General features: G+C 71.9%; 20 protein-coding genes. 7 read left to right on the forward strand and 13 right to left on the reverse strand.

Going from position 1 to position 24,711, the window contains the following annotated elements:
• Positions 1 to 12: 12 nt before the first annotated feature.
• The 3 genes from ACFYVL_RS26605 to ACFYVL_RS26615 form a co-directional block, all read right to left on the reverse strand.
• Positions 13 to 1,875 carry a glycosyl hydrolase family 18 protein gene (locus ACFYVL_RS26605; protein ID WP_389248998.1) on the reverse strand — a complete coding sequence of 621 codons (1,863 nt, stop codon included), beginning with the start codon at positions 1,873 to 1,875 and terminating at the stop codon, positions 13 to 15.
• Positions 1,876 to 2,082: 207 nt separating this feature from the next.
• Complete coding sequence (locus ACFYVL_RS26610) at positions 2,083 to 2,760, reverse strand: response regulator (protein WP_389249000.1); 678 nt, start codon at positions 2,758 to 2,760, stop codon at positions 2,083 to 2,085.
• Positions 2,757 to 4,040 (reverse strand): sensor histidine kinase, encoded by a 1,284-nt coding sequence (locus ACFYVL_RS26615; RefSeq protein WP_389249002.1) that lies wholly within the window; start codon positions 4,038 to 4,040, stop codon positions 2,757 to 2,759. The genes ACFYVL_RS26610 and ACFYVL_RS26615 overlap by 4 nt, the downstream gene beginning before the upstream one ends.
• A 93-nt stretch (positions 4,041 to 4,133) precedes the next feature.
• Between ACFYVL_RS26615 and ACFYVL_RS26620 the strand changes: the two genes are divergently transcribed.
• Positions 4,134 to 4,757, forward strand: coding sequence for a hypothetical protein (locus ACFYVL_RS26620; protein ID WP_389249004.1), 624 nt, complete (start codon positions 4,134 to 4,136; stop codon positions 4,755 to 4,757).
• 83 nt (positions 4,758 to 4,840) lie between these two features.
• Here the strand turns inward: ACFYVL_RS26620 and ACFYVL_RS26625 are convergent, their stop codons facing one another.
• On the reverse strand, positions 4,841 to 5,413 hold the full coding sequence (locus tag ACFYVL_RS26625) for a cob(I)yrinic acid a,c-diamide adenosyltransferase (protein ID WP_389249006.1): 573 nt from the start codon (positions 5,411 to 5,413) through the stop codon (positions 4,841 to 4,843).
• Between the two features lie 204 nt (positions 5,414 to 5,617).
• Here ACFYVL_RS26625 and ACFYVL_RS26630 point away from each other — a divergent pair, with 204 nt between their 5' ends.
• From ACFYVL_RS26630 to ACFYVL_RS26640, 3 genes are all read left to right on the forward strand, one after another.
• Complete coding sequence (locus ACFYVL_RS26630) at positions 5,618 to 6,466, forward strand: 3-hydroxyacyl-CoA dehydrogenase family protein (protein ID WP_389249008.1); 849 nt, start codon at positions 5,618 to 5,620, stop codon at positions 6,464 to 6,466.
• A gap of 168 nt (positions 6,467 to 6,634) precedes the next feature.
• Positions 6,635 to 6,958 (forward strand): STAS domain-containing protein, encoded by a 324-nt coding sequence (locus ACFYVL_RS26635; RefSeq protein ID WP_189826702.1) that lies wholly within the window; start codon positions 6,635 to 6,637, stop codon positions 6,956 to 6,958.
• A gap of 340 nt (positions 6,959 to 7,298) precedes the next feature.
• The gene (locus tag ACFYVL_RS26640; RefSeq protein WP_389249010.1) at positions 7,299 to 9,947 is read left to right on the forward strand and encodes an ATP-binding protein; all 2,649 of its coding nucleotides are present in this window, start codon (positions 7,299 to 7,301) and stop codon (positions 9,945 to 9,947) included.
• Positions 9,948 to 10,128: 181 nt separating this feature from the next.
• Here the strand turns inward: ACFYVL_RS26640 and nucS are convergent, their stop codons facing one another.
• Positions 10,129 to 10,800 (reverse strand): endonuclease NucS, encoded by a 672-nt coding sequence (gene nucS, locus ACFYVL_RS26645; protein ID WP_389249012.1) that lies wholly within the window; start codon positions 10,798 to 10,800, stop codon positions 10,129 to 10,131.
• Positions 10,801 to 11,035: 235 nt separating this feature from the next.
• Between nucS and ACFYVL_RS26650 the strand changes: the two genes are divergently transcribed.
• The gene (locus tag ACFYVL_RS26650; RefSeq protein WP_389249014.1) at positions 11,036 to 11,428 is read left to right on the forward strand and encodes an SCO5389 family protein; all 393 of its coding nucleotides are present in this window, start codon (positions 11,036 to 11,038) and stop codon (positions 11,426 to 11,428) included.
• Positions 11,429 to 11,564: 136 nt separating this feature from the next.
• Here the strand turns inward: ACFYVL_RS26650 and ACFYVL_RS26655 are convergent, their stop codons facing one another.
• On the reverse strand, positions 11,565 to 12,599 hold the full coding sequence (locus ACFYVL_RS26655; protein WP_389249016.1) for an LLM class flavin-dependent oxidoreductase: 1,035 nt from the start codon (positions 12,597 to 12,599) through the stop codon (positions 11,565 to 11,567).
• Positions 12,600 to 12,817: 218 nt separating this feature from the next.
• Between ACFYVL_RS26655 and ACFYVL_RS26660 the strand changes: the two genes are divergently transcribed.
• Complete coding sequence (locus ACFYVL_RS26660; RefSeq protein WP_389249018.1) at positions 12,818 to 13,150, forward strand: ATP/GTP-binding protein; 333 nt, start codon at positions 12,818 to 12,820, stop codon at positions 13,148 to 13,150.
• Between the two features lie 41 nt (positions 13,151 to 13,191).
• Here the strand turns inward: ACFYVL_RS26660 and ACFYVL_RS26665 are convergent, their stop codons facing one another.
• The 7 genes from ACFYVL_RS26665 to mce all read right to left on the reverse strand — a co-directional run bounded on the left by ACFYVL_RS26665 (position 13,192) and on the right by mce (position 23,262).
• Entirely contained in the window at positions 13,192 to 14,058 is an 867-nt protein-coding gene (locus ACFYVL_RS26665) for an ABC transporter permease subunit (protein ID WP_389249020.1), read from the reverse strand.
• Positions 14,055 to 15,275 (reverse strand): ABC transporter ATP-binding protein, encoded by a 1,221-nt coding sequence (locus tag ACFYVL_RS26670; protein WP_389249022.1) that lies wholly within the window; start codon positions 15,273 to 15,275, stop codon positions 14,055 to 14,057. The genes ACFYVL_RS26665 and ACFYVL_RS26670 overlap by 4 nt, the downstream gene beginning before the upstream one ends.
• 182 nt (positions 15,276 to 15,457) lie before the next feature.
• Entirely contained in the window at positions 15,458 to 16,228 is a 771-nt protein-coding gene (locus ACFYVL_RS26675; protein ID WP_389249024.1) for an ABC transporter permease, read from the reverse strand.
• Position 16,229: 1 nt separating this feature from the next.
• Positions 16,230 to 17,156, reverse strand: coding sequence for an ABC transporter ATP-binding protein (locus ACFYVL_RS26680; RefSeq protein ID WP_389249026.1), 927 nt, complete (start codon positions 17,154 to 17,156; stop codon positions 16,230 to 16,232).
• Positions 17,157 to 17,242: 86 nt separating this feature from the next.
• The gene (locus ACFYVL_RS26685; protein ID WP_189826712.1) at positions 17,243 to 18,184 is read right to left on the reverse strand and encodes a cellulose-binding protein; all 942 of its coding nucleotides are present in this window, start codon (positions 18,182 to 18,184) and stop codon (positions 17,243 to 17,245) included.
• Between the two features lie 224 nt (positions 18,185 to 18,408).
• Complete coding sequence (gene scy, locus ACFYVL_RS26690) at positions 18,409 to 22,539, reverse strand: polarized growth protein Scy (RefSeq protein ID WP_389249028.1); 4,131 nt, start codon at positions 22,537 to 22,539, stop codon at positions 18,409 to 18,411.
• Positions 22,540 to 22,812: 273 nt separating this feature from the next.
• Positions 22,813 to 23,262, reverse strand: coding sequence for a methylmalonyl-CoA epimerase (mce, locus tag ACFYVL_RS26695; RefSeq protein ID WP_389249030.1), 450 nt, complete (start codon positions 23,260 to 23,262; stop codon positions 22,813 to 22,815).
• A 138-nt stretch (positions 23,263 to 23,400) separates the two neighbouring features.
• Between mce and ACFYVL_RS26700 the strand changes: the two genes are divergently transcribed.
• A complete protein-coding gene (locus ACFYVL_RS26700) occupies positions 23,401 to 24,612 on the forward strand; it encodes an acetyl-CoA C-acetyltransferase (RefSeq protein WP_389249032.1) in 1,212 nt (403 codons plus the stop codon).
• Positions 24,613 to 24,711: the final 99 nt, after the last annotated feature.

Below are 24,711 nucleotides of genomic sequence, written 5' to 3' on the forward strand. Positions count from 1 at the left end.
GCCGTCCGGCCGCTACTTCAGGCCGGAGTCGATCGCGGAGACCAGCTCGCCGTTGGCGGTGTCACCGCTGAACTCCCAGAAGAAGGCGCCTCCCAGGCCCTGGGCCTTGGACCAGGCCATCTTGGAGTTGATGGTGGCCGGGGTGTCGTAGCTCCACCAGTTGGTGCCGCAGTGGGCGTAGGCGGTGCCGGCGACGGTGCCGTTGGAGGGGCAGCTGTTCTTGAGGACCTTGTAGTCCTCGATGCCCTGCTCGTAGGTTCCGGCGGCCGGACCCGTGGCGGTGCCGCCCGGCTCCTTCTGGGTGACGCCGGTCCAGCCGCGGCCGTAGAAGCCGATGCCGAGCAGCAGCTTCTTGGCCGGGACGCCCTTGGCCTTCAGCTTGGCGATGGCGTCGGCGGAGTTGAAGCCGGCCTTCGGGATGCCGGTGTACGAGGTCAGCGGGGAGTGCGGGGCGGTCGGGCCCTTCGCGTCCCAGGCGCCGAAGAAGTCGTACGTCATCACGTTGTACCAGTCGAAGGACTTGGCGGCGGTGGCGTAGTCGGCGGCGTCGATCTTGCCGCCGTCCGAGCCGTCGGCGGTGATGGCGGCGGTGACCAGGTTGTTCGCGCCGAACTTGGTGCGCAGCGCGGAGGCCAGGTTGCCGAGTGCGGCGGGACCGCTGGTGTCGCAGGTCAGGCCGCAGGCGTTCGGGTACTCCCAGTCGATGTCGATGCCGTCGAAGACGTCGGCCCAGCGCGGGTCCTCGACCAGCTTGTAGCAGGAGTCGGCGAACGCGGCCGGGTTCTTGGCCGCCTCACCGAAGCCGCCGGACCAGGTCCAGCCGCCGAAGGACCAGATCACCTTGATGTTGGGGTACTTGGCCTTCAGCTTGCGCAGCTGGTTGAAGCTGCCGCGCAGCGGCTGGTCCCAGGTGTCGGCGACGCCGTCGACGGCCTGGTCGGCGGTGTACGCCTTGTCGTAGTCGGCGAACGCGTCACCGATGGTGCACTTGCCGCCCTGGACGTTGCCGAAGGCGTAGTTGATGTGGGTGATCTTCGCGGCGGAGCCGGAGGTCACCAGGTTCTTGACGTGGTAGTTGCGGCCGTAGACGCCCCAGTTGGCGAAGTAGCCGAGCTTCACCTGGTCGCCGGTGCCGGGGCCCGGGTCGGTGCCGCCGCCGGTGGTCTTGACCGCGACCGAGCCGCTGGCCGGGCCGGTCTGGTCGGCGGTGTCGCGGGCCTGCACCGCGTACGAGTAACTGGTCCCCTTGGTCAGGGAGCTGTCGGTGTACGTGAGGCCGGTGACGGTGGCGACCTTGGCGCCGTCGCGCAGGACGTCGTAGTTCTTGATGCCCTTGTCGTCGGTTGCGGCGGTCCAGGTCAGCTTGACCGAGGTGTCGGTGACGCCGCTGGCGACCGGGGTGCCGGGGGCGCTGGGAGCGGCGTCGCCGGGCTGGGTGTCGCCGTCGCAGGAGAGGCCGTTGAGCTTGCAGCCGCTCGGGTTGCCGGAACCGGTGCCGTTGAAGCCGAAGGTGACGGCGGCACCGGGGGCCAGGGTGCCGTTCCACGCGAGGTTCTTGGCGGTGACGTGGTTGCCGGTGGTGGTGAGCGCGGCGTCCCAGGCGGAGCCCGCCTTGGTGCCGCTGGGGAAGTCCCACTCCACGGTCCACGAGGACAGGGTGGTGGTGCCGGTGTTCTTCACGGTCCACGAGCCCTCGAAGCCCGTGCCCCAGTCCGACTTCTTGGTGTAGGTCGCCGTCGCCGCGGGCGCGGCCTCCGCGGGGGAGGCGAGGCCGACCATCGCGGCGAGGGGAAGGGCGAGTGCGGTGAGCGTGGCCGTGAGGCGCTTTCTCAAGCGCGAGGTGCGCGGGGGGTCAAGGGGGGTTGCAGTACTCAAGGGTTGCTCCCGAGAGAGAGGTCCGACATGACGGGGATTAGGACCTGCGCCGCCAGGTGAGCACGCCCGTACGGGGAGGTGTTGTCATGGCGTGCTCACCACTGCAGTGCGGCGAGCGTGCCAAGGTCTGGACCAATCGTCAAGAGGTCTGGACCAGAGAAGGGCCCGGGACGGAGAATCCCGTCCCGGGCCCTCGGCCCCCGTTCCTCAGAGGCCCAACTCCTGCGCGAGCACCGCCGCTTGCACCCGGCTGCGCAGTCCCAGCTTGCCGAGCAGACGGCTGACATGGGTCTTGACCGTGGCCTCCGCCATGCCGAGCCGGACCGCGATCTCCGCGTTCGACAGCCCCTCGCCGAGCCGCCCCAGCACCTCGCGCTCGCGCCGGGTCAGCGGCTCCAGCACGGCGGGGTCCGGCGCGTTCTCGGGGCGGGCGGGCGCGGGGGCGGCGAACTCGGCGATCAGCCTGCGGGTCACCGCGGGCGAGATGAGGCCCTCGCCGCGGGCCACCGTGCGCACCGCCTCCAGCAGGTCCTTCGCCTCGGTGTTCTTCAGCAGGAAGCCGGACGCGCCCGCGCGCAGCGCGCCGAACACATAGCTGTCCAGGTCGAAGGTGGTCAGCACCAGGACGTCGGCCAGCTCCTCGGCGACCACCTGTCTGGTGGCCGACACCCCGTCCAGCTTCGGCATCTGCACGTCCATCAGGACCAGGTCCGGGCGCAGTTCACGGGCCAGCCGGACCGCCTCCTCGCCGTCGGCCGCCTCGCCGACGACCTCGATGTCCCGCGCGCTGGCCAGAATCAGCACCAGCCCGGCCCGTACGGCCGACTGGTCCTCGGCGACCAGCACCCGGATGGTCCCGGGGGTGGCCGCGTCACTGCCGCTCATGTCGATGGCTCCGTATCGTCCTCGGCGGGCAGCTCCGCCCGCACTCGCCAGATCTTCTCGCCCTCGCCCGTCTCCACCGGCCCTGCGGTCAGCTCGCCGTCCAGCAGCGCCACCCGCTCCCGCATGCCGACCAGGCCGGACCCCGACCCCGGGGCGCGCGGCCCGCGGTCACCGCCGCTCCCGTCGTACGGGCTGGTCACGGACACCGTCAGGGTGCCCCCGGAGTGGGCGAGGGCGACGGTGACCAGGCCGGGGGAGGCGTGCTTGAGGGAGTTGGTGAGGGACTCCTGCACGATCCGGTACGCGGCCAGCTCCACCGGCGCCGGCAGCCGCAGCCCGGCCGGCCTGCCGTCGTCGAGCGCGAAGTCGAGTCCGGTGTCGGCGCCGAAGGTACGGGACTGGGCGAGCAGCGCGTCCAGCCCGTCGAGGGTGGGGGCGGCGGCCGGTTCGTCGTGCTGGTCGCCCTCCCTGAGCAGTCCGATCAGACGACGCATTTCGGCCAGCCCCTGCACGCTGTTCTCGCGGATCACGGAGAGCGCCTGGAGGGAGGTCTGCGGGGTGTCGATGGAGAGCGCGGCGGTGGAGTGGATCGCGATGGCGGAGAGGTTGTTGGCGACCATGTCGTGCAGTTCCCTGGCCATCCGCGCCCGTTCGGCGACCACCGCCTGCGTACGGTCCATCTCGGCCAGCAGCGCGGTCTGTTCGGCGTGCAGCCGGGCGGCCACCGCTGCCTGCCGGTGGTTGCGCAGGGTGGCGCCGGTGAGGGCGGGGGCGAACGTGATCAGCCCGGTCACCATGCCGACCAGCAGGGCATCCGGCTTGCGGAAGTAGGCCAGGAAACCGATGGTCATCACCAGCGTGATCATTCCGGTGGTGACCGGGATCCGGCGGGCCGCCCGCGCGCTGCCGTAGACCACGGCCGCGTACACCAGGTCGGCGAACATGACCGCTGTGGCGACGTTTCCCCAGGTGAACTGGTCCGCGACGAGGAGCAGGGTGCCCACGGCGAGGGCGAACTGCGGGGCGCTCCTGCGCACCAGCTCCAACAGGGCCATGCCGAACAGCGGGACCAGCGTCAGCCAGCCGGGCAGCACGCCCCGGTTGCCCTGGCTGTAGAGGCCGAGGAAGTACAGCAGCAGCCCGCCGAGGAGGCTTGCCACCGAGAGCAGGACGTCGTCCCGGTGCGGGTTCAGGAGCGGATGCCGGAAACGGGTCACTCCTCCATCCAACACGGACACCGGCCGCGGTTCCTCCCCGCGTGGACGGAAAGCCCAGTACATCGAAGGATGCAGTGCGCTTTCCTCACTGGCGACGATGCCCCGGACCGGTGCTCGGACCGATCATGAGGAGGTGTTCACGGGAGGTGTGAGGTCATGGTCGTCGCGTTGATCGTCGCGTGCGAGGTCGCGTTCTGGGTGCTGCTGCTGGCCGGGCTGGCGCTGCGCTATCTGGCGAAGATGCCCAGGCTCGGGGCCGCGGTGCTGCTGTGCGAGCCGCTGCTGGAGGTGGTGCTGCTGGTGGTCACCGCGATCGACCTGAAGAACGGCGCGGCCCCCGACTTCAAGCACGGCCTGGCCGCGGTCTACATCGGCTTCACGGTGGCGATGGGTCACCACATGATCAAGAAGGTCGACGTGTGGTTCGCGCACCGGTTCGCCCACGGGCCCGCCCCGGTGAAGCCGCCGAAGTACGGCCAGGCGCGGATGGTGTACGAGTGGCAGAGCGCCGCGCGCTGGATCCTGGCGGCCGGGATCGCGGCCGGCCTGCTCCAGCTCGCCGTCTGGTACGTGGGCGACGGCGGCCAGGTGGCCTCGCTGCGCGACTGGCAGCTCAAGATGGGCATCGTGGCCGCCATCAACCTGGTGATCGCGGTCAGCTACACGCTGTTCCCCAAGACCGCGCCCGAGCCCGTGCCGGGCGCGGACCCGGCGACGGACCCGGCGACGGACCCGGAGCGTTCGCAGGCGGAGCGGGTCGCGGCGTACCTGAAGAGGTAGGCCCGCCGCGCCGGGCGGGCGGACCCGCACCCGGCACCTCGGCCCCCGGGCGGCCGGGTGTCCGCCGCCCGGCCCCCGGCCTCTCAGCGTTCGCCGCCCGGCACCCACAGGACGTCGCCGACCGACTTGTTGGCCGTCCGGGCGAGGATGAAGAGCAGGTCGGAGAGCCGGTTGAGATACGTGGCGGTCAGCGGGTTCATGGTGTCGCCGTGCACCTCGAAGGCCGCCCACGTCGAGCGCTCCGCACGCCGCACCACCGTGCACGCCTGGTGCAGCAGGGCGGCGCCGGGCGTGCCCGCCGGAAGGATGAAGGAGCGCAGCTTCTCCAGCTCGGCGAGGTAGCCGTCGCAGTCCTCCTCCAGCTTGTCGATGTACGACTGCTCGACGCGCAGCGGCGGGTACTGGGGGTTGTCGACGACCGGGGTGGACAGATCGGCGCCCACGTCGAACAGGTCGTTCTGGATCCGGGTGAGCACCTTGACCACGTCCTCGTCGAGACTGCCCAGGGCGATGGCCGTCCCGATGACCGCGTTGGCCTCGTTGGCGTCCGCGTACGCCGAGATCCGCAGATCGGTCTTGGCGGTGCGGCTCATGTCGCCGAGCGCCGTGGTGCCCTTGTCGCCGGTACGTGTGTAGATACGCGTCAGATTGACCATGCGTACGAGCCTAGCTACTCGCCGCATGTGCGTCCGTACCAGTGTGATGTCCGTCATGTGAGACGTGACGCGCATCTCTTCGCCGCCCCTGGGGGCTCTTACGGCGATAGCCTCCGCCTCAGGACAACGAACACCCGGTAACGCGCGCCGCCTTAGGGGCGCGGCCGGAGCTGTAGCCGGAGCAGTAGTCAAGGGGAGTGTGCAGTGGCCAGGAAGCTTGCCGTCATCGGTGCCGGTCTCATGGGATCGGGCATCGCCCAGGTCTCGGCGCAGGCGGGCTGGGACGTGGTCCTGCGCGATGTGACCGACGCGGCGCTGACCCGTGGCACCGACGGCATCAAGGCCTCGTACGACCGCTTCGTCAACAAGGGGAAGCTGACGGCCGAGGACGCCGAGGCGGCCCTGGCGCGGATCACCACCAGCACCGAACTCGACGCCGTCGCCGACGCGGACATCGTCGTCGAGGCCGTCTTCGAGAAGCTGGAGGTCAAGCACGAGATCTTCCGGTCGCTCGACAAGATCGTCCGCGAGGACGCGGTGCTGGCCTCCAACACCTCCGCCATCCCGATCACGAAGATCGCCGCCGTGACGGAGCGTCCGGAGCGCGTCGTCGGTACGCACTTCTTCTCGCCGGTGCCGATGATGCAGCTCTGCGAGCTCGTCCGCGGCTACAAGACCAGCGACGAAACCCTCGCCACCGCACGTGAGTTCGCCGAGTCCGTCGGCAAGACCTGCATCGTCGTCAACCGCGACGTGGCCGGCTTCGTGACCACCCGGCTCATCTCGGCCCTCGTCGTCGAGGCGGCGAAGCTGTACGAGTCGGGCGTCGCCAGCGCCGAGGACATCGACATCGCCTGCAAGCTGGGCTTCGGCCACGCCATGGGCCCGCTCGCCACCGCCGACCTGACCGGCGTCGACATCCTGCTGCACGCCACCGGCAACATCTACACCGAGTCCCAGGACGAGAAGTTCGCGCCGCCGGAGCTCATGCGGCGCATGGTCGACGCGGGCGACATCGGCCGCAAGAGCGGACAGGGCTTCTACAAGCACTGATCGAGTGATCCGGGCGAGAGAACAACGAGTTCACCCCGTGGGGTGAATTTCGCATCGATTCGCTTACAGACGGCAACTTCTCCGCTCGTTCGGCAGTCAGTTGAGGGACAACTGACTGCCGAACGGCCGGTTGAAGGACAGGAACTCATGCACTCGTGGGGAGCGCACATGCACATCAGGGGCGATCACGTCGAGCTGGTCGTCGGGGGCCGCCTCGATGTCCGCAGCGCGGCGGACGCCCGTACGGTCCTGCACTCGGCCGTCGACGACGGAGCGGGCGACCTGGTGCTCGACCTGACCGAACTCGACTCGTGGGACGCCACCGGACTCGGCGTGATCATGGGCGCCCACCGGCGGGCCGGCCGGTGCGGGCGGCGCCTGGTGCTGCGCGGCGTGCCCCCGCAGATGCAGCGGCTGCTCGTGGCGACCCGGCTGCACCGGATCCTGGCGATCGAGGGCGGGCTGGCCGCCGACTCGCTGCCGCGGGTCTGAACCCCCGCCCGTCCCGCCCGTCCCGCCCGGCCCGCGCAGCCGTCCTCGGAAAAGCCGCGCCCGCGCGGCTCGCCCGCGCCAAGATCCACCGTGTGGAGGACCGCCGCGCACAAGGTTCACCGCACGCCGCAATCCTCACGAGACTGTGACGTCCCGTAGACCCCGTTCCCCCTGGTGCTCGTAGATAATGTGCGAAGGTCTAGGGTTCGGTCGCCTGCCGCTTGACGAGCCCAGTAATGGATGCACCCACGTCGGCGGGCACCGGACCAGAAGCGACAGCGAGCGTGCGAAAGGCCGGGAGGGGCAGTTACGCACGCAACGCATCTGGGGGGCTTTGACCATGGACCCGATAAACCGGGGACCCGAAGAGTACGGCCAGGAAAACAACGGCAACCACGACGAGCGGGACGGCACGCCGCGGCGCGACGCCATGACCCGCGACCTCGGGCCGAGCGTGACACCCGCGCCGGTCCGCACCGTTCAGTTCACGTCCGGTGACTTCCTGCTGACCATCAACCCGGTGGACGGCAGCGAGATCGAACCCTGCCCGCCCGGCGAGCGCCCCGAGGTGCCCGTGCGGCACTCGGCCGCCGACCGCGCGGAACTGGCACGCGCGGCCAGGCCGCCGCTGCCGCCGGGGCCCGCCGCGCCCGAACTGCCGCTCCTGGAGCGACAGGACGAGCGCGAACAGCTGGCCGCGCTGGTCTCCCGGGGCCGCTCCGTGCGGCTGGTGGGATCCGCCGGGTCGGGCCGCACCGCGCTGCTCGACGCGGTCGCCGCCGACTGCGCGGACCTCGCGCCGGACGGCGTCGTACGGCTCTCCGGCTACCGGCGTACGCAGCCGGAACTGCTGCAGGACCTGTTCGCGGCGGTCTACCGGGCACCGCGCCACCGGCCCGACACCGACGAACTGCTCCGCCACGTGCACGAGATCGGTGCCGTCGTCGTCCTGGACGACCTGGAGTTCGGCGGGAGCGCGCTCCAGGAGCTCCTGGACGCGACGCCCGAGTGCGCGTTCCTCATCTCCGTCACGCCCGAGGCCGCCGCCCTGGCGCCCGCCGGGCTGCTCGAAGAGGTGCTGCTCGGCGGGCTCGGCCGCAGTTCCTCGCTGGAACTCCTGGAGCGCGCCGTCTCCCGGCCGCTCACCGACGAGGAGGCGAACTGGGCGGGAGACCTCTGGTTCGAGTCGGAGGGACTGCCGCTGCGCTTCGTGCAGGCCGGTGCGCTGCTGCGGCAGCGCGACGTGCTGCGCGCCGACCCCAGCGCCTTCGACGAGTACGGCTACTTCACCGAGGCGCCGCTGGACGCGCCCTTCGACGCCGAGGACGGGCACGACGTACCGCTGCCGACGCTCGCCGAGGGCATGGCTCCGGTCGCCCCGCTGGCGGCCCGGCTCAGCGAGTCCGCGCGGGCCACGCTGCGCTTCGCGCTGGCGCTCGGCGGCGAGGTGCCGCACCAGGCCCACCTGCCCGCACTGGTGGGGGACACCCACGCGGACGCGGCGCTGGGCGAACTGCTCGCGTGCGGCCTGCTCTCCCCGGCCGGGGCGCGCTACCGGCTGGCCGCCGGGGCCGACGTACAGCTGCACGCCGCCGGGTACGGCGACGAGGCGACCGAGCAGGCGCTGAACGCGGCCCAGCACTACGCCTGGTGGGCCGGGCACCCCTCGGTGACCGCCGAGCGGATCTCCGCCGAGTCGGACGCCGTGCTGGCCGCGCTCGCCGCGCTGGTGCCGGGGACCGAGGCGGGACACCCGAGCGCCGCCGTGCTGCTGGCCCGGACGGCCGCGCCCGCGTTCGCCGCGGGGATGCAGTGGGGCGCCTGGGAGCGGGCGCTGCGCACCGGAGCCGAGGCGTCCCGGGTCGCCGGAGAGGTCGGCGAGGAGGCCTACTTCCACCACGAGCTGGGGATCCTGGCGCTGTGCGGCGGCCGGCTGGACCGGGCGCGCGCCGAGCTGGAGACGTCCATCGGACTGCGCGGCGCGCTCGCCGACAAGCGCGGCACCGTCGCCGCCCGCCGGGCCCTGGCGCTGGTCACCGACCGCAGCGGCGCGGCTCCCGGCCCGGTGATCGCGAGCGGAAGCGGGTTCACCGCGGGCAGCCTGGGCGCGACCGCCTCGCGCTCGCCGTTCGACAAGCCCTACGACCCGTTCACCGAGCGGTCCTCCGCCGGCGAGGAGATGCCGGCCGCGCGGTACGAGGAGTCCGCGTCGCCGCCCGCCGGGGTGCCCGCCACGCGGGGCGCGCTGCCGCTGCCCGAACCGCCGGACACCCAGGAGCAGCTGGTGCACCGGTCCGCGGGTGCCGGGGGAGGGGCGCCGACGCGCCGCTCGATGCTCAGCGGCGCCCGGCGCAACCTGGTCGCGGCGGGGGCGGGCGCACTGCTCGTCGCCGTCCTGGGCACCGTCGTCACCCTCGGCGCCACCGGCAACAAGCTGGGCGGCGAGGGCGATCGGGTCTCTCCCGAGCAGTCCGCCAACCAGGACGCGGGCAAGGGCGGCCTGGACGCCGACAAGGCCGAGGGCTCCGACGGCAACGGCTCCGGCGGCAGCGGCAACAGCGGCGGCTCCGGCGAGGCCGGACTGCCCGCCGCGGACAGCACCAGCCGGGGAAGAGAGACCGCGTCCCCGGACCCGACCTCCTCGCCCGGCGCGACCACCGGCAAGCCGACCGAGGGACCCGACCGGCCGACGACGAAGCCGCCGACCACACCGGGCAAGCCCACGGACCGGCCGACCCGGCCCACCGATCCGCCCACGAAGCCGACGGACCCGCCGACCAAGCCGACCGATCCGCCGACCAAGCCGACGGACCCGCCGACGACGCCCAAGCCGGACCCGACGACTCCGAAGCCGGACCCGCCGACCTCGCCGGACAAGCCCCCGGCGTCGTCCCCCGACAAGCCGCCGACCTCACCCGTCGACGACAAGCCGCCGACCGCGACGGGAACGGTCAGCGGACCGGGACCCTCGTCCGGCAACAACGGCTGACCGCCGTACACACCGAGCCCTACACACCGAAAGGTCTGCCCCCGCCCGCATCGCGGACGGGGGCAGACCTTTTCCTCGTGGACCGCGAACGCGGGCCGTGAACGCGGACGGTGAACGTGGACGGTGAACGCGGGCCGTCGACGTGGACGGGGCACCGCTTGAGCCGTGCCCCAGAACCGGTTCAGAACAGCCGGAGCTTGTCGTCCTCGATGCCGCGCATCGCGTCGTAGTCCAGGACCACGCAGCGGATGCCGCGGTCGGTGGCCAGAACACGGGCCTGCGGCTTGATCTCCTGGGCGGCGAAGACACCGGAGACCGGTGCCAAGTGCGGGTCTCGGTTGAGGAGTTCGAGGTAACGCGTCAGCTGCTCGACACCGTCGATGTCGCCGCGGCGCTTCAGCTCGACGGCCACCGTCGCACCGTCCGAGTCGCGGCACAGGATGTCGACCGGGCCGATCGCCGTCATGTACTCGCGGCGGATCAGGGTGTACCCCTCGCCGAGGGTTTCGATGCGGTCGGCGAGCAGTTCCTGAAGGTGCGCTTCCACGCCGTCCTTGATGAGACCGGGGTCGATGCCCAGCTCGTAGGACGAGTCGTGGAGGACTTCCTCCATCGTGATGATCAGTTTCTCGCCCGCCTTGTTGATCACCGTCCAGACACCGGCGTCGTCACCGGTGCCCTCCTTCAGGGTGCAGGGCGGGGACATCCAGTTGAGCGGCTTGTACGCCCGGTCGTCCGCGTGAATGGAGACGCTGCCGTCCGCCTTCACCAGGATCAGACGGGGGGCGGAGGGCAGATGGGCGGTGAGCCGGCCCGCGTAGTCCACGGAGCAGCGGGCGATGACGAGACGCATGGGGAGCAACGCTACTCGACTCGGCGGGGTGCACGCGATTCGCCCCGTACGACCCCCTTCTCAGCGCCCGTGCGCCCCCTGGGCAATGGCCGGTTGTATGCGCAATCCCCTGTCGCGGTACGGACGCCGCGCTTACCGTGGATGCAGGAGGTCGCCGCGCGTGCACGCTGCGTCGCCGCTCTCCTGCCCTGCCCGGAAGACCCCGTCTCTGTGCGGGGTCGCGAGAGGAGAACCCATGTCGCTCGACGTCTCACCGGCTCTGTTGGAACAGGCCGAGCGAGGCGAGGTCGACGAAGCAGAATTCGTCGACTGCGTCCGGACCTCCCTGCCTTTCGCATGGGAGATGATCAGCTCCTTGGTGGCACAGCTGAAGGTCGACGGTGGTCAGTTCGCCGACAACCAGACGCCGCCGCCCAACGAGCAGGCGCGCGGTCAGTTGCTGCGCGCCCTGGCGAGTGACGCCATCCGCGGTTCGCTGGAGCGTCACTTCGGAGTACGTCTCGCATTCCAGAACTGCCACCGCGTAGCGGTGTTCCCGCTGGACTCCTCGGTCGACGAGCGGCTCGCCCGCTTCACCTCGATCCGCGGCCAGCTGCTCAACCAATCGCCGGAACTGCGGGACTGCTGACGTTCTGAGGCTGCCGCCCCCGTATCGCGGGAGGTGTACAGATGCCGGGGCGGCAGCTCCCCAGGTAGCCACCCCTTGCCGGGCCGTCGCCCGTCCGTGCTCTTCTCCCCGTGATCCGCGGGTCGGTGCCGTCTGCTCAGGAGAGCAGCTGCCGGACCTCGGTGCCCAGCCGCCGTACGTTCTCCTCCGTGCAGGCGAGGTCGCCGGACCCCTCGGTGAGCAAAGCGAAGCGAGTGATTCCGGTCCTTTCCGAGGTCTCCGCCAGCCGGTCGGCCGCCAACTGCGGTGTGCCCACCGGGTGCAGCCCGCAGAGCATCTCGGTGTACGCCACCGGGTCACGCATCGCGCGGTGCCTGCCGTCGACGGTGACGTGGGCGTCCAGTCCCTGTTTCAGCCAGCCGGGCATCGCCTTGGTGAGGGTCTCGCAGGCGTCGGCCGTGGTGTCGGCGATCTGCGCGACCCCGGCGGAGACATGGCCGCGCGCACCGGCCTCGATCTGCGCCGCCGAACGTCCGGCGGCGCGGGCGTGGGAGCGCCACAGCTCGGTCATGGCTGCCTTGTCCTCGTCCCCGCAGTGCATCCCGAGCAGCATGGACAGCCCGCGCTCGGCGGCCAGCTTCACGCTCTTCGGCGAGGTGCACGCGACGACGACCTCGGGGCCCGGTGCGCCCTCCAGCAGTTCGTCGGGGCGGGGGACCACGGCGACCTCGCGGAAGCGGTACCGCTCGCCGTCGGCCGCCACCCGGTCCTCGCGCAGCCACCGCAGCAGCAGGTCCAGGGATTCCGGGAAGCCCTCCTCGTACGCCTTCAGGCCGCTGCCGAAGACCTCCAGGTCCACCCACGGGCCGCCGCGCCCCACCCCGAGGGTGAACCGGCCGCCCGAGGTGAGGTGCAGGAGTGCCGCCTGCTCCGCCACGTTGACCGGGTGTGCGGTGGGCAGCACCGTCACCGCCGTGCCCACCCGGATCCGGCGGGTGCGGCCGAGCAGCAGCGCGGCCAGCGTCACGGCGGACGGACAGACGCCGTAGGGAACGAAGTGGTGTTCGGCCAGCCAGACCGAGTCGAGGCCGGCCTCCTCGGCGACCTCCGCGGACCGTACGGCCCGGTGCAGGGTCTCCCCCTGTCCCTGACCCGGGAACTGGGCCGCCAGTACAAAAGCTCCAATGTGCATCGCCCTCTGCTCCTTCTTCCAGGCTCCGAATCGGCGATCCCCCACTGGCATTAACGGCTGACAAGTGCCAAAGGCACGGCCACGGGCAAAGTTCTTGTGATTTTCCGGCTACTGGTGCCCCGGGGGTACCGGAGTACCTCCCTCAGTGGTACGCCCACCCCTGCCCGATGGGCCTAGGCTGTGGGAAAACCGTCCGTACCTGCCCCAAGAGGTGCTACGTGTCCCCGCGCCACAACCGCCCCCGAGGCGGCGCCAGTCCGACCCCGAGCACCGGCGGTGGTGACTCGCCGGACCGCTACGGGCTCCAGCGCACGGAGTCCTGGCAGGGGGAGGAGTGGCTGGTGCGGCAGGTGAGCGGCGCCAGTGCCCAGGGCAAGCGCTACCGCTGCCCCGGCTGCGACCAGGAGATTCCCTCCGGCGTCCCGCACGTGGTGGCCTGGCCGGACTACGGCGGCGTGGACGACCGCAGGCACTGGCACAAGGCCTGCTGGAACGCGAAGGACCGCCGCACCACACAGGTGCAGCGGTCCCGCAACGCGCCCCGGCACTAGCGCGTCCTTCCGGCTCCGGCCGCCGGTGGCCGGTCCCCGGATCAGACGTCGCGCCGCTCCTGGACGACGAACGCCAGCGCCAGGAACACCGCCGCCAGCGCGCCCATGATGCCCAGCGGCTCCCAGCCGGTCGGCCCGCCGTCGCCCATCTCGGTGCCGTACAGGACGCCGAGCTGACTGGGGATCGAGTACTCCAGCAGGAACATCTGGATGTCGCGCAGCGACTCCGCCATCATGAACAGCGCCATCACCAGCGGCATCAGCACGGCGCCGATCATCAGGGTGATCGCGCCCGCGGAGTGCCGGACCAGCGAGCCGACGGCGAGCGAGAGCAGACCGGTCAGGGCGGTGTACGCACTGGCCCCGACGGTCGCCCGCAGCCAGAGGTCCGTGCTCGCGCCGCCGCCGAGCACCGCCGTCATCAGGGCCGAGACCAGCGTGGTGACGATCAGCGTGATGACGAACGTCAGCAGGGCGAAGACCAGCGACTTCGCGGCCAGCACCCGGCCCCGGCTGGGGCAGGCGGTCAGGGTCGTGCGGATCATGCCCGTGCCGTACTCCGAGGAGATGGTCATCACCCCGAGCGTGATCACCGGGATGAGGCCCAGGAGCAGTCCGACGAAGCCGACCGGGATCGGCGACTCGTTCTTCGGGGTCTCGGCCACGGAGGAGAGCACGAGGGTGATCATCACGCCGACGCCGAGCACCAGGACGACCATCATGCCGAGCGTCCAGAGCGTCGAGCGCACCGAGCGGATCTTGGTCCACTCCGAGGCGATCGCGTCCATCAGCGTCGCGCGGCGCAGCGGCACGGGGGAGACGTAGCCGGGCGGCGGGCCGCCCGCCCGCTCCTGCTGCGGCGCGGAGACCGGGCCGGGCTGCGGGTACGGGGTCGAGGGGGTCGTCATCGGGCGTCCTCGGGGGTGTCGCTGCGGGTGGTGTCGCTCTTGGCCGGGCCCGGTGCCGCGCCGGGCGCGGGGGGAGCGGGGGGAGCGGCCGGGGTCGCGTACGGGTTCTGCTCCGCCGGTACGGGGGCGGCGGCCGGCGCTCCGGCGGGCACCCCGGGGTGCGGATGTCCCGGCCGGGGCGGCGGCGGGGCGTACCAGCCCTGCTGCGGCGGCGCCTCGGGCACCACCGGCTGACCGGGCAGCGGCTGCCCCGGCAGCAGGCCGGGCGGCGGTGCCTGCTCGAAGCCGGCGAGCTGGTCGTCGGTGGAGCGGTAGTCGACGGCGGCCTGCGTCATCCGCATGTACGCCTCCTCCAGCGACGCCTGGTGCGGCGCCAGCTCCCACAGCCGTACGTCCGACTCGTGCGCCAGGTCGGAGATCCTGGGCAGGGCCAGGCCGGTGACCCGCAGGGCGCCGTCCGGCTCGGGCAGCACCTGGCCGCCCGCCTCGGTCAGCACCGTGGTGAGCTTCTCGCGCTGGGCCGGGTCGGTCTGCGGGGTGCGCACCCGGGCGAACCCGGCGGAGTTGGCGGCGATGAAGTCCCGCACGCTCATGTCCGCCAGCAGCTGCCCGCGCCCGATCACGATCAGGTGCTCGGCGGTGAGGGCCATCTCGCTCATCAGGTGCGAGGAGACGAAGACCGTACGGCCCTCGGCGGCCAGCATCTTCATCAGGTTGCGGACCCAGAGGATGCCCTCGGGGTCGAGGCCGTTGACCGGCTCGTCGAACAGCAGCACCTGCGGGTCGCCGAGCAGCGCCGCCGCGATGCCCAGGCGCTGGCCCATGCCCAGGGAGAAGCCCTTGGACCGCTGACGGGCGACGTCCTGGAGGCCGACGACGCCGAGCACCTCGTCGACCCGGCTCGCCGGGATGCCGGAGAGCTGGGCCAGCGAGAGGAGGTGGTTGCGGGCGCTGCGCCCGCCGTGCACGGACTTGGCGTCGAGCAGTGCGCCGACCTGGCGCGCGGCGTTGGGCAGCTTGCGGAAGTGGTGGCCGCCGATGGTCACATGGCCCGAGGTCGGCCGGTCGAGGCCCAGGATCATGCGCATGGTGGTGGACTTGCCCGAGCCGTTGGGCCCCAGGAAGCCGGTCACCGTACCCGGCCTCACCTGGAAGGAAAGGTTGTACACGGCCGTCTTGGCGCCGTAGCGCTTCGTCAGGCCGACTGCCTCGATCATTCTCCAGAGCCCCATCGACAGGTCGTCGGGGCCACGATCACGTGCGGTACAGCGATCCGATTCGCCCCCGTAAGCACTAGGAGCTTAACCAGGAGTGAGCGGTTCCGGCCAAGAACGGCTGTTTGCGGACGCTGGGTGCGCGGGCCTGCCGCCGGTGCGGCCGGCCCGCCCCGCCGGGCCGCTCAGGCGTCCCGCTTCTTGAGCACCAGATATCCCACCAGCAGCGCGACGGCCACCCAGACCAGCATGATCGCGAGCCCGCCCCAGGGGCCGTAGGGCACGGTGTCGTTCTCCGGCGCGACCACTTCCATGATCTTGCTGCCGGCCTGGTCGGGCAGGAACCGGCCGATCTTGCGGGTCGCCTCCACGTTGCCCAGGATCGGCGCGAGCAGGAAGAAGATCGGCATCAGGATGCCGAGCGAGAGCATCGGGGAGCGCAGGATCGTGGTGACCCCCATCGCGAACACCGCGATCAGCGTCATGTACAGCGCACAGCCGATGACCGCCCGCAGCACGCCGGGCTCGCTCAGCGAGACCTTGTAGTCGCCCAGCGCGGCCTGTCCGAGGAAGAACGTCACGAAGCTGGTGACCAGCGCGACCAGGAATGCGAGCAGCGCCGCAATTCCGATCTTGCTGAACAGGAAAGTGCCCCGGCGCGGCACCGCCGCCAGCGAGGTGCGGATCATTCCGGTGCTGTATTCGTTGCCGACCACCATCACACCGAAAACGATCATTGCGAGTTGGCCGAGACTCGTCCCCGCGAAACTGGTGAACGTCGGATCCGCGAACCGCAGATCCGCCGCGGACATCTTCGCGAACTCGTTCTTCGACAGCAGGCTGATCAGGAAACCGAGCCCGATGGTGAACACCGCGGCAAGCGCGAGCGTCGTCCCGGTGGACCGGACCGACCTGATCTTGGTCCATTCCGACTTCAGTACGTAACCGGCATGCATCTCAGACCCGCCATCCCGTCGGTTCCGCGTGCGCGTGGTACTCGACCGACTCCGCGGTGAGCTGCATGAACGCCTCCTCCAGCGAAGCCTGCTGCGGGCTCAGCTCGTGCAGCACCAGCTGGTTGCGGGCAGCCAGCTCACCGAGCTGCTCGGAGGTGGCGCCGTCCACCTCCAGCGTCCCGTTGCCGGCGCTGACCGCCGTGATCCCGGCCTCGTGCAGCACGTCGAGCAGCCGCTCCTGCTGCGGGCTGCGCAGCCGTACGTAGGAGCGCGAGTTGGTCCGGATGAACTCGGCCATCGAGGTGTCCGCCAGCAGCCGGCCCTGCCCGATCACCACCAGGTGGTCCGCGGTCAGCGCCATCTCGCTCATCAGGTGCGAGGAGACGAAGACCGTACGGCCCTGGGCGGCGAGCGACTTCATCAGATTGCGGATCCAGTGGATGCCCTCGGGGTCGAGCCCGTTGACCGGCTCGTCGAACATCAGGATCTCCGGGTCGCCCAGCAGCGCCCCCGCGATGCCCAGCCGCTGGCCCATGCCGAGCGAGAACCCCTTGGACCGCTTCCTGGCCACCGCGGTCAGTCCGACGGTGTCCAGCACCTCGTCGACCCGGGCGGCCGGGATGCCGTTGCTCTGCGCCAGGCACAGCAGGTGGTTGTACGCGCTCCTGCCGCCGTGCAGGGCCTTGGCGTCCAGCAGCGCCCCCACGTACTTCAGGGGCTCCCTGAGGTCCGTGTAGCGCTTGCCGTCGATCCGTACGTGACCCGCGGTCGGGCGGTCCAGGTCCAGCATCATCCGCATCGTGGTGGACTTGCCCGCCCCGTTGGGGCCGAGGAAGCCCGTCACGATCCCCGGGCTCACGTGGAAGTCGAGGCCGTCCACCGCGACCTTCTCGCCGTACCGCTTCGTCAGGCCAGAAACCTCGATCATGCGGCCACGCTAAGCGCGCACGGAGCCCCCCGCCACCGGGGGAGTGACGGGGGGCTCCGAGGCCGTACGCGAGGTACGGAGGGGTACTAGCGGGACTGCTGGGCCGGGACTCCGCGGGAGATCGGCTCGTCGTCCACCGGGGCACCGGCGGCGGCCACGGCCGCACCGGTCAGCGTCGCCAGCATCTCGCGGACGTTGGTCAGCTGGGCGTTGATCGAGTCGCGGCGGTTGGTGAGCGCCGCCAGCTCGCGCTCGGACTCGCTGCGGATCCGGTCGGCCTTGGCGTTCGCGTCGGCCACGATGTCCTCGGCCTGGCGCTGCGCCGTCTCCACCGTCTGACGGGCCCGGCGCTCCGCGTCCGTGCGCAGCTTCTCGGCCTCCAGGCGCAGCTGCTCCGCCCGGTGCTCGATCTCGGCGAGACGCTTCTCCGCCTTCGCCTGACGCGACGCCAGGTCGCGCTCGGACTGCTCGCGGCGCTTGGCCAGGTTGGTCTCGAAGTCCGCGGCGGCCTGGGCGGCCTTGGCGCGGGTCTCCTCGAAGAGCGCGTCCGCCTCCTCGCGCTTGGACTGCGCGTCCTTCTGCGCCTCGGAGCGGAGCTGGGCGGAGTCGCCCTTCGCCTTCTCGACGATCCGGACGCCCTCGTCCTCGGCCTTCGCCTTGCGCTCCGCGGCGAACGACTCGGCGTCGTTGCGCACCTGCTGGGCGGCCGACTCGGCCAGCTCGCGGTGCTGCTCGGCGGCGCGACGTGCCTCCTCACGCAGGTCCTTCGCCTCCTCCTCGGCCAGCCGGAGGATCTTCTCGACGCGGGCACCGAGACCGGCGTACGACGGCTCGGCGTCGTTGACCTGGGCCTGGGCGTTCTGCGTTTCGAGGTGGAGCTCCTCGATGCGCTTTTCCAGCGAGGTGATTCGGGCGAGAGCACTGTCACGATCGGCGAGCAGCTTGGCAATGCGGTCGTCCACCTGACCGCGGTCGTAACCACGCCGCACCTGCTCGAAGCCGTATGGGGAGGCGGAAGTGTCGCTCATGAGGTTCCTGTCGAATGAGACCGGTGAGGTGATAAGGGGAATCCTAGGGGCCGAAGCGGCGTGTCATCGAGCCAATGCCGGTTTGATCTGGAGAATGACCCTCCTTTTGAGTGGCAACCCGTCGGACTGCTTGCCACCCGCACGGATGAACACCTCGTCAAACCTCGCTGGAATCACAGCTCAATCACAGAATCCTGAATCACGTGAGTCTTCATGCGTTCCGGCTAGTTGTCCGAGGACTTGCCACCCGATCGAGTCCCGCCCGCCGCCGCCCCGGCCTTGACGCCGCTCGCTGACGAGCCGCCGGCCGGCTTGCCGCCCCCGGACGGTGCCTCGAATGATTCCAACGCCTCAAGCACGTCCTGGACACGGGAGATCTCGGCCTGGATGTCCTCGCGCCTGCGCACCAGGACGTCCAGCTCGCGCTGACCCTCGGCGACCGTGCGCTCCGCCTCGGCCTTCGCCTCGTCCCGCAACTTGGTTGCCTCGCGGACCAGTTCGGCCTTCTTCTGCTCGGCCTCCTTGAGCAGCTGCTCGGCCTTCTTGACCGCGGCGATACGGACCTTTCCGGCCTCCGAACTCGCCTCCGACACCATCGACTTGGCTTTCGCCTCGGCCTCCGCCTGCTGCTCGGTGGCCGCCTTCATCAGCTTGTCGACGCGCTCGCCGGTGGTCTTCATCTGCTCGGCGGTCTCGCGCCGCGCCCGCTCGTGCAGCTCCTCGATCTCGCCCTCCAGGCGGGCCCGCAGCTCCTCCGCCCGCTCCCTTATGGCGGTGGCGTCCCGGCGGGCGCCGACCAGCAGCTCGTCCGCGTCCGTACGGGCCCGCTCCACCAGGGAGTTGCCCTCGACCTTGGACTCCGAGACCAGCCGCTCGGCCTCCTTGCGGGCCGCGCCGACCATCGTGTCCGCCTGCTCCTCGGCCTGGGTGGCCGCCCGCAGCGCCTCCTCCTGGGCCTTCGCGACCAGCGTGTCGGCCTGCTCGGCGGCGTCCGCGCGGCGCTTCGACGCCGCCTCGCGCGCCTCGTCCCGCAGCCGGTCCGCCTCCGCGCGCGCCTCGCCCAGCAGCTGCTCCGCGGCCGAGTCCGAGTCCTCGCGGTGCTTGGCAGCCTCGGTCCGGATCCGCTCGGCGGCCTGCTGGGCCGAGCCCACCGTGTCCGCCGCCTCCGCGCGCAGCCGCTCGGCCTCGCCGGTGGCCTCCGAGACCAGCCGGTCGGCCTGCGTGGTCGCCTCGGCGACCAGCTTGTCCGCCTCGCCCACGGCCTCCGTGATCAGGGTGTCGGCCTGCTCGGCGGCGTCCGTGCGCCGCTTGTCGGCGGCCTTGCGGGCCTCGTCGAGCACCTGCTCGCCGTCGGCACGGGCCGCCGCCCGCAGCCGCTCGGCCTCCGCCTCGCCCTCGTCGCGCACCTGCTGGGCCTCGCCGCGCAGCCGCTCGGAGTCCTGCTCCGCCGAGCTGAGCGTGGCGGCGGCCTGCGCGGTGATCCGCTCGGCCTCCCCGGTCGCCTCGGCGAGCTGCCGCGCCACCTCCTGGTCGGCGGCCGTACGCGCCTCGGCGGCCTCCTCCCGGACCCGCTCGGCCTCCGTACGGGCCTCACCGATCAGCAGGTCGGCCTGGGCGGCGGCGTCGTTGCGGATGCGGTTGGCGTCCTCGCGGGCCTCCGCCCGGGACTTCGACGCCGCCTCCTCGGCCGCCGCGAGCGCGTCCGACGCCTCGGTACGCAGCTGCTGGGCGCGCTCCTGCGCGTCCGACCTGAGCCGCTCCGCCTCGGCGATGGCGTCGCCCACGGTGCGCTCGGCGAGCGCCTTGGCCGCCTCGGACTCCTCCTGGGACCTGGCGCGGACCCGGCTCGCGTCCTCGCCGGCCCGCTCCCGCTCGGCGTGCGCGTCGGAGCGGACCCGGTCCGCCTCCTCCTGCGCCTCCGTCGTGGTGCGCTCCGCCGCGTGCTCGGCGGCACTGCGCAGTCCGGCGATCTCCTCCTCGGCCTGCTCCTGGAGCCCGGCCACCGCGTCCCGCACCTGCTGGGCGGTCTGCTCGGCGGCCGACACCAGCTCGGAGGCCCGCCGCTCGGCGTCCTCCACCAGACGCTGCGCCTCGGTCTGCGCCTCCTCGACCCGCTTGCGGGCGGAGGCCAGCAGCTCCTCGCTCTGCTCGCGGGCCTGGGTGCGCTCGCGCTCGGCCTCGGTGCGGGCCCCCTCCAGGGTCTCCGCGGCCTCCCGGCGGCGCCGTACGGCCTCCTCCTGCGCGGCGGCCAGCGCCTCGGCGGCCTCGCCGGACACCCGCTCCGCCGCGGCGGCGGCCTCCGCGCGCACCCGGTCCGCGCTCTCCTGCGCCTCCGCCTTCAGCCGCTCCGCCTCCGCGGCGGCCTCGGTGCGCAGCCGCACGGCCGCGTTCTCGCCCTCGGCACGGGACTGCGAGGCGTCGGCGGCGGCCTCGGTGCGCAGCCGCTCCGCCTCCTCCTCGGCCTGCGCCTGGAGGGTACGGACCCGCTCGGCGGCCTCCGCGCGCAGCCGGTCGCTCTCCTCGCCGGCCTCCCGGCGGATACCCTCGGCCTCCGCGCGGGCGCCGATCAGCGCCTCCTCGGAGGCGGTCACCCGCTGCTCGGCCTCGGCGCGCAGCCGCTCCAGCTCCTCGGTGGCCTCGGTGCGGCGCGCCTCGATGGCCCGGTCGGCCTCCTCGCGCAGCGACCGCACCGACTCCTCGGCCTCCGCCTTCGCGAGCCCGGCGTGCTCCTCGGCCTCGGTGCGCAGCTCCTCGGCCTCGGCGCGGGTGCGCTCCAGCAGTTCCTCGGCCTGCTTGCGCAGGGCGTTCGCCCGCTCGGTGGCCTCGGACCTGACCCGCTCGCCGTCGGCGCCCGCGGTCGCCCGCAGCTCCTCGGCGTCCGTACGGGCCTTGGTCAGCAGCTCCTCGGCGGTACGGGCCGCCTCCTCGATCTGCTGGACGGCCTCCCGGCGGGCCTCGCCCCGGATCCGCTCGCCCTCGGCGACGGCCTCGGCACGCAGCTGCTCGGCCTCGCCGCGCAGCCGGCGGGCCTCCTCCTGGAGCTCGACCGTCTTGGCCCGGTACTCCTTGGTGTCGTCCTTGGCGGCGCCCTTGAGCTCGTCGGCCTGCTCGGCGGCGTCGCCGCGCAGCCGCTCCGCCTCGGCCTCCGCCTCGCGACGGATCCGCTCCGCCTCCTCGGCGGCCTTGCGGGTGGTCTCCTGGGCGTTCTCCGACGCCTTGGTGAGGACCTCCTCGGCCGTCCTGGCGGCCTTCGCGAGCTGGGCGGCGGAGTCCTCGGCGGCGACGGTGCGGGCCTTGTCGGCGGCCTCGGTCACCAGCCGCTCGGCCTCCGCGCGGGCGTCCGCGAGGGCCTGCTCGGCCTCCGCCTTCAGTGCCTCGGAGTCCTTGGTGGCCTCGCCGACCAGCCGGGCGATCTCCGACTTGGCGGTACGGGTGCGCTGCTCGTTGACCGACTCGGCGCCGGCCAGCTGCTTGGCGGCGGCGTCCTTCGCCTCGGAGAGGACCTTCTCCGCCTCCAGCCGGGCCTCGCGCAGCGCCGTCTCGGCCTCCTGCATCCGCGTCTCGGCGGCCCGGCCCAGCTCGGCGGCCTGCTTGCGGGCCTGGTCGGACTCGGTGGTGGTGGAGGTGCGCAGCTGCTCGGCGTGCGCGGTGGCCTCCTGCGCCTGCGTGGACGCGGCGGTCAGCAGCCGCTCGGCGTCCTTGCGGGCCCGCAGCAGCGTCGCCTCGGCCTCGGTGCGGGCGGACTCCGCGTCGGCGCTCAGCCGCTGCCGGGCCTCCTCGGCGACCCGGGTCGCCTCGGCGCGGGCGGCGGTCAGGGCCTGCTCGGCCTCGGCGCGGGACTCCTCCATGAGCCGGCGGGCCTGCGCCTCGGTCCGGGCGCGCAGCTGCTCGGCCCACGCCACGTTCTCGTTGACGTGCGACTCGACGGTCTGCCGGCGCTCGGCCAGCTCCTGGTCCAGGCGCTGGCGGCGGGTCACCGCCTCCTGGTGCAACTCCGCCTGCAGCCGCGCCTGGTGCTCGGCGTGCTCCTGGAGGATGCGCTGGGTCTGCGCGCGGGCGTCGCGCAGCTCCCGCTCGGCGTCGGTGCGCAGTTGGTCCGCCTGCACCTGCGCGTTGCGGAGCAACTGCTCGGCCTGGTAGCCGATGTCCGCCGCGTCGTAGGCAGGCCGGGACGCGAGGTTGCGGCGCGCCTCGTGCAGCTTGGCGCGCAGCACCTCGACCTGGTAGCCGAGGTCCTCGGCATGCTGGACCGCCTTCTCCCGCTCGGTCTTCAGCCGGTCCATCTCGGCCTCGAACCGCGAGAGATGGTCGGACTCAGCCCGCTGAGGGCTCTCCTGGCGTTCGTAGCCCCGCACTGCGCGGTCCCATCCGTCCCCTGGTCGCAACTGTCTGTCGTGACTCTGTTTGTGGTGAGTCACTCCGTGACGCCGTCGCGCCGCCACCTCGTGAACCCACCTGCCGTACGGTCCCACCCTGTCAGCGGGCGGGCCTCCGGGGAATGGTGTCAGATCAACAGCGGGCCACAAGTCGCAGGCCCTGATCCCGGCCCCGGCCCGGAACGGCCCACTCTACCGGCCGGGTCGGGCGGGGGTCAGCGGTCCTCCTCAGTACTCCGGTCCCGGTTGCGCTCAGTGCTCGTCGGGGGTACCGGGGGCGGGCGGGGCGGCGGTGACGAGTTCGGTCAGTACGCCGTGGCAGTCCTTGGGGTGCAGGAAGGTGATCCGGGAGCCCATCGAGCCGGTGCGGGGCTCGTCGTACAGGACGCGAACCCCCTTGCCGCGGATGTCGTCCGCGTCCCCGTCCACGTCCTCGGTGCCGAAGGCGATGTGGTGCACGCCCTCGCCGTTCTTCGCCAGCCACTTGCCCACCGCCGAGTCCGGGCGGGTGGGCTCCAGGAGCTGGAGGTAGGAGGCGCCGCCGTCCGAGGTGCCGTTGATCCTGATCATGGCCTCCCGGACGCCCTGCTCCTCGTTGACCTCGGAGTGGAAGACTTCGAAGCCGTAGGTGGCCCGGTAGAACTCGACCGTCCGGTCGAGGTCGTGGCAGGCGATTCCGATGTGGTCGATTCGCGTCAGCATGCGTCCAGTGCAGCGCGGTTGACGGTGGTTACGCAACGTGCGCGCGATCACACTCGATGGCCGATGACGGGCGCGGACCGCGTCAGTACATTCAAGTAAACCCTCGTTCACTCACAACCTCCCAAGGGGCCGAGCCTCATGCCTGGAACTCCCGGAACGACTCCCAACACCTCCGTCATCGTGGCGGGCGCCCGTACTCCCATGGGCCGTCTGCTGGGATCCCTCAAGTCCTTCTCCGGAGCCGACCTCGGCGGCTTCGCGATCAAGGCGGCCGTCGAGCGTGCGGGCATCGGCGGCGACCAGGTCCAGTACGTGATCATGGGCCAGGTGCTCACCGCGGGCGCGGGCCAGATCCCCGCCCGCCAGGCCGCCGTCAAGGCCGGCATCCCGATGAACGTCCCGGCACTCACCGTGAACAAGGTCTGCCTCTCCGGCCTGGACTCCATCGCGCTGGCCGACCAGCTGATCCGCGCGGGCGAGTTCGACATCGTGGTCGCGGGCGGCCAGGAGTCCATGACCAACGCCCCGCACCTGCTGCCCAAGTCCCGCGAGGGCCACAAGTACGGCGCCATCGAGATGCTCGACGCCATGGCGTACGACGGTCTCACCGACTCCTTCGATAACATCCCCATGGGCGAGTCGACCGAGCGGCACAACGGCCGCCTCGGCCTGGAGCGCGGCCCCCAGGACGCCTTCGCCGCCCAGTCCCACCAGCGGGCCGCCGCCGCGCAGAAGAACGGCCTCTTCGCGGCGGAGATCACCCCCGTCGAGGTCCCGCAGCGCAAGGGCGACCCGGTACTGGTCTCCCAGGACGAGGGCGTCCGCCCGGAGACCACCGTCGAGACGCTCGGCAAGCTGCGTCCCGCCTTCACCAAGGACGGCACGATCACCGCGGGCACGGCCTCGCAGATCTCCGACGGCGCCGCCGCCGTGGTCGTCATGAGCCGGGCGAAGGCGGAGGAGCTCGGCCTGGAGTGGATCGCCGAGATCGGCGCGCACGGCAACGTGGCGGGCCCGGACAACTCGCTCCAGTCGCAGCCCTCCAACGCCATCGCGCACGCGCTGAAGAAGGAGGGCCTGGGCGTCGAGGACCTCGACCTGATCGAGATCAACGAGGCCTTCGCCGCCGTCGCCGTCCAGTCAATGAAGGACCTGGGCGTCTCCCCGGAAAAGGTGAACGTGAACGGCGGCGCCATCGCCCTCGGCCACCCCATCGGCATGTCCGGCGCCCGCCTCGTCCTGCACCTCGCCCTGGAGCTGAAGCGGCGCGGCGGCGGTGTCGGCGCGGCGGCCCTGTGCGGTGGCGGCGGCCAGGGCGACGCGCTCATCGTGCGGGTGCCCGGGAAGTAATTGCCCGCAGGACGGGGGAGGTGGTGCGTGCGCGGTGTGCGCACGCACCTGCGGAACGTACGCGCGGGACCCCCGCGCGTCGACGGAGCGGAGCCAACT

The organism is Streptomyces sp. NPDC004111 (assembly GCF_042874215.1).
Classification (GTDB): Bacteria; Actinomycetota; Actinomycetes; order Streptomycetales; family Streptomycetaceae; genus Streptomyces.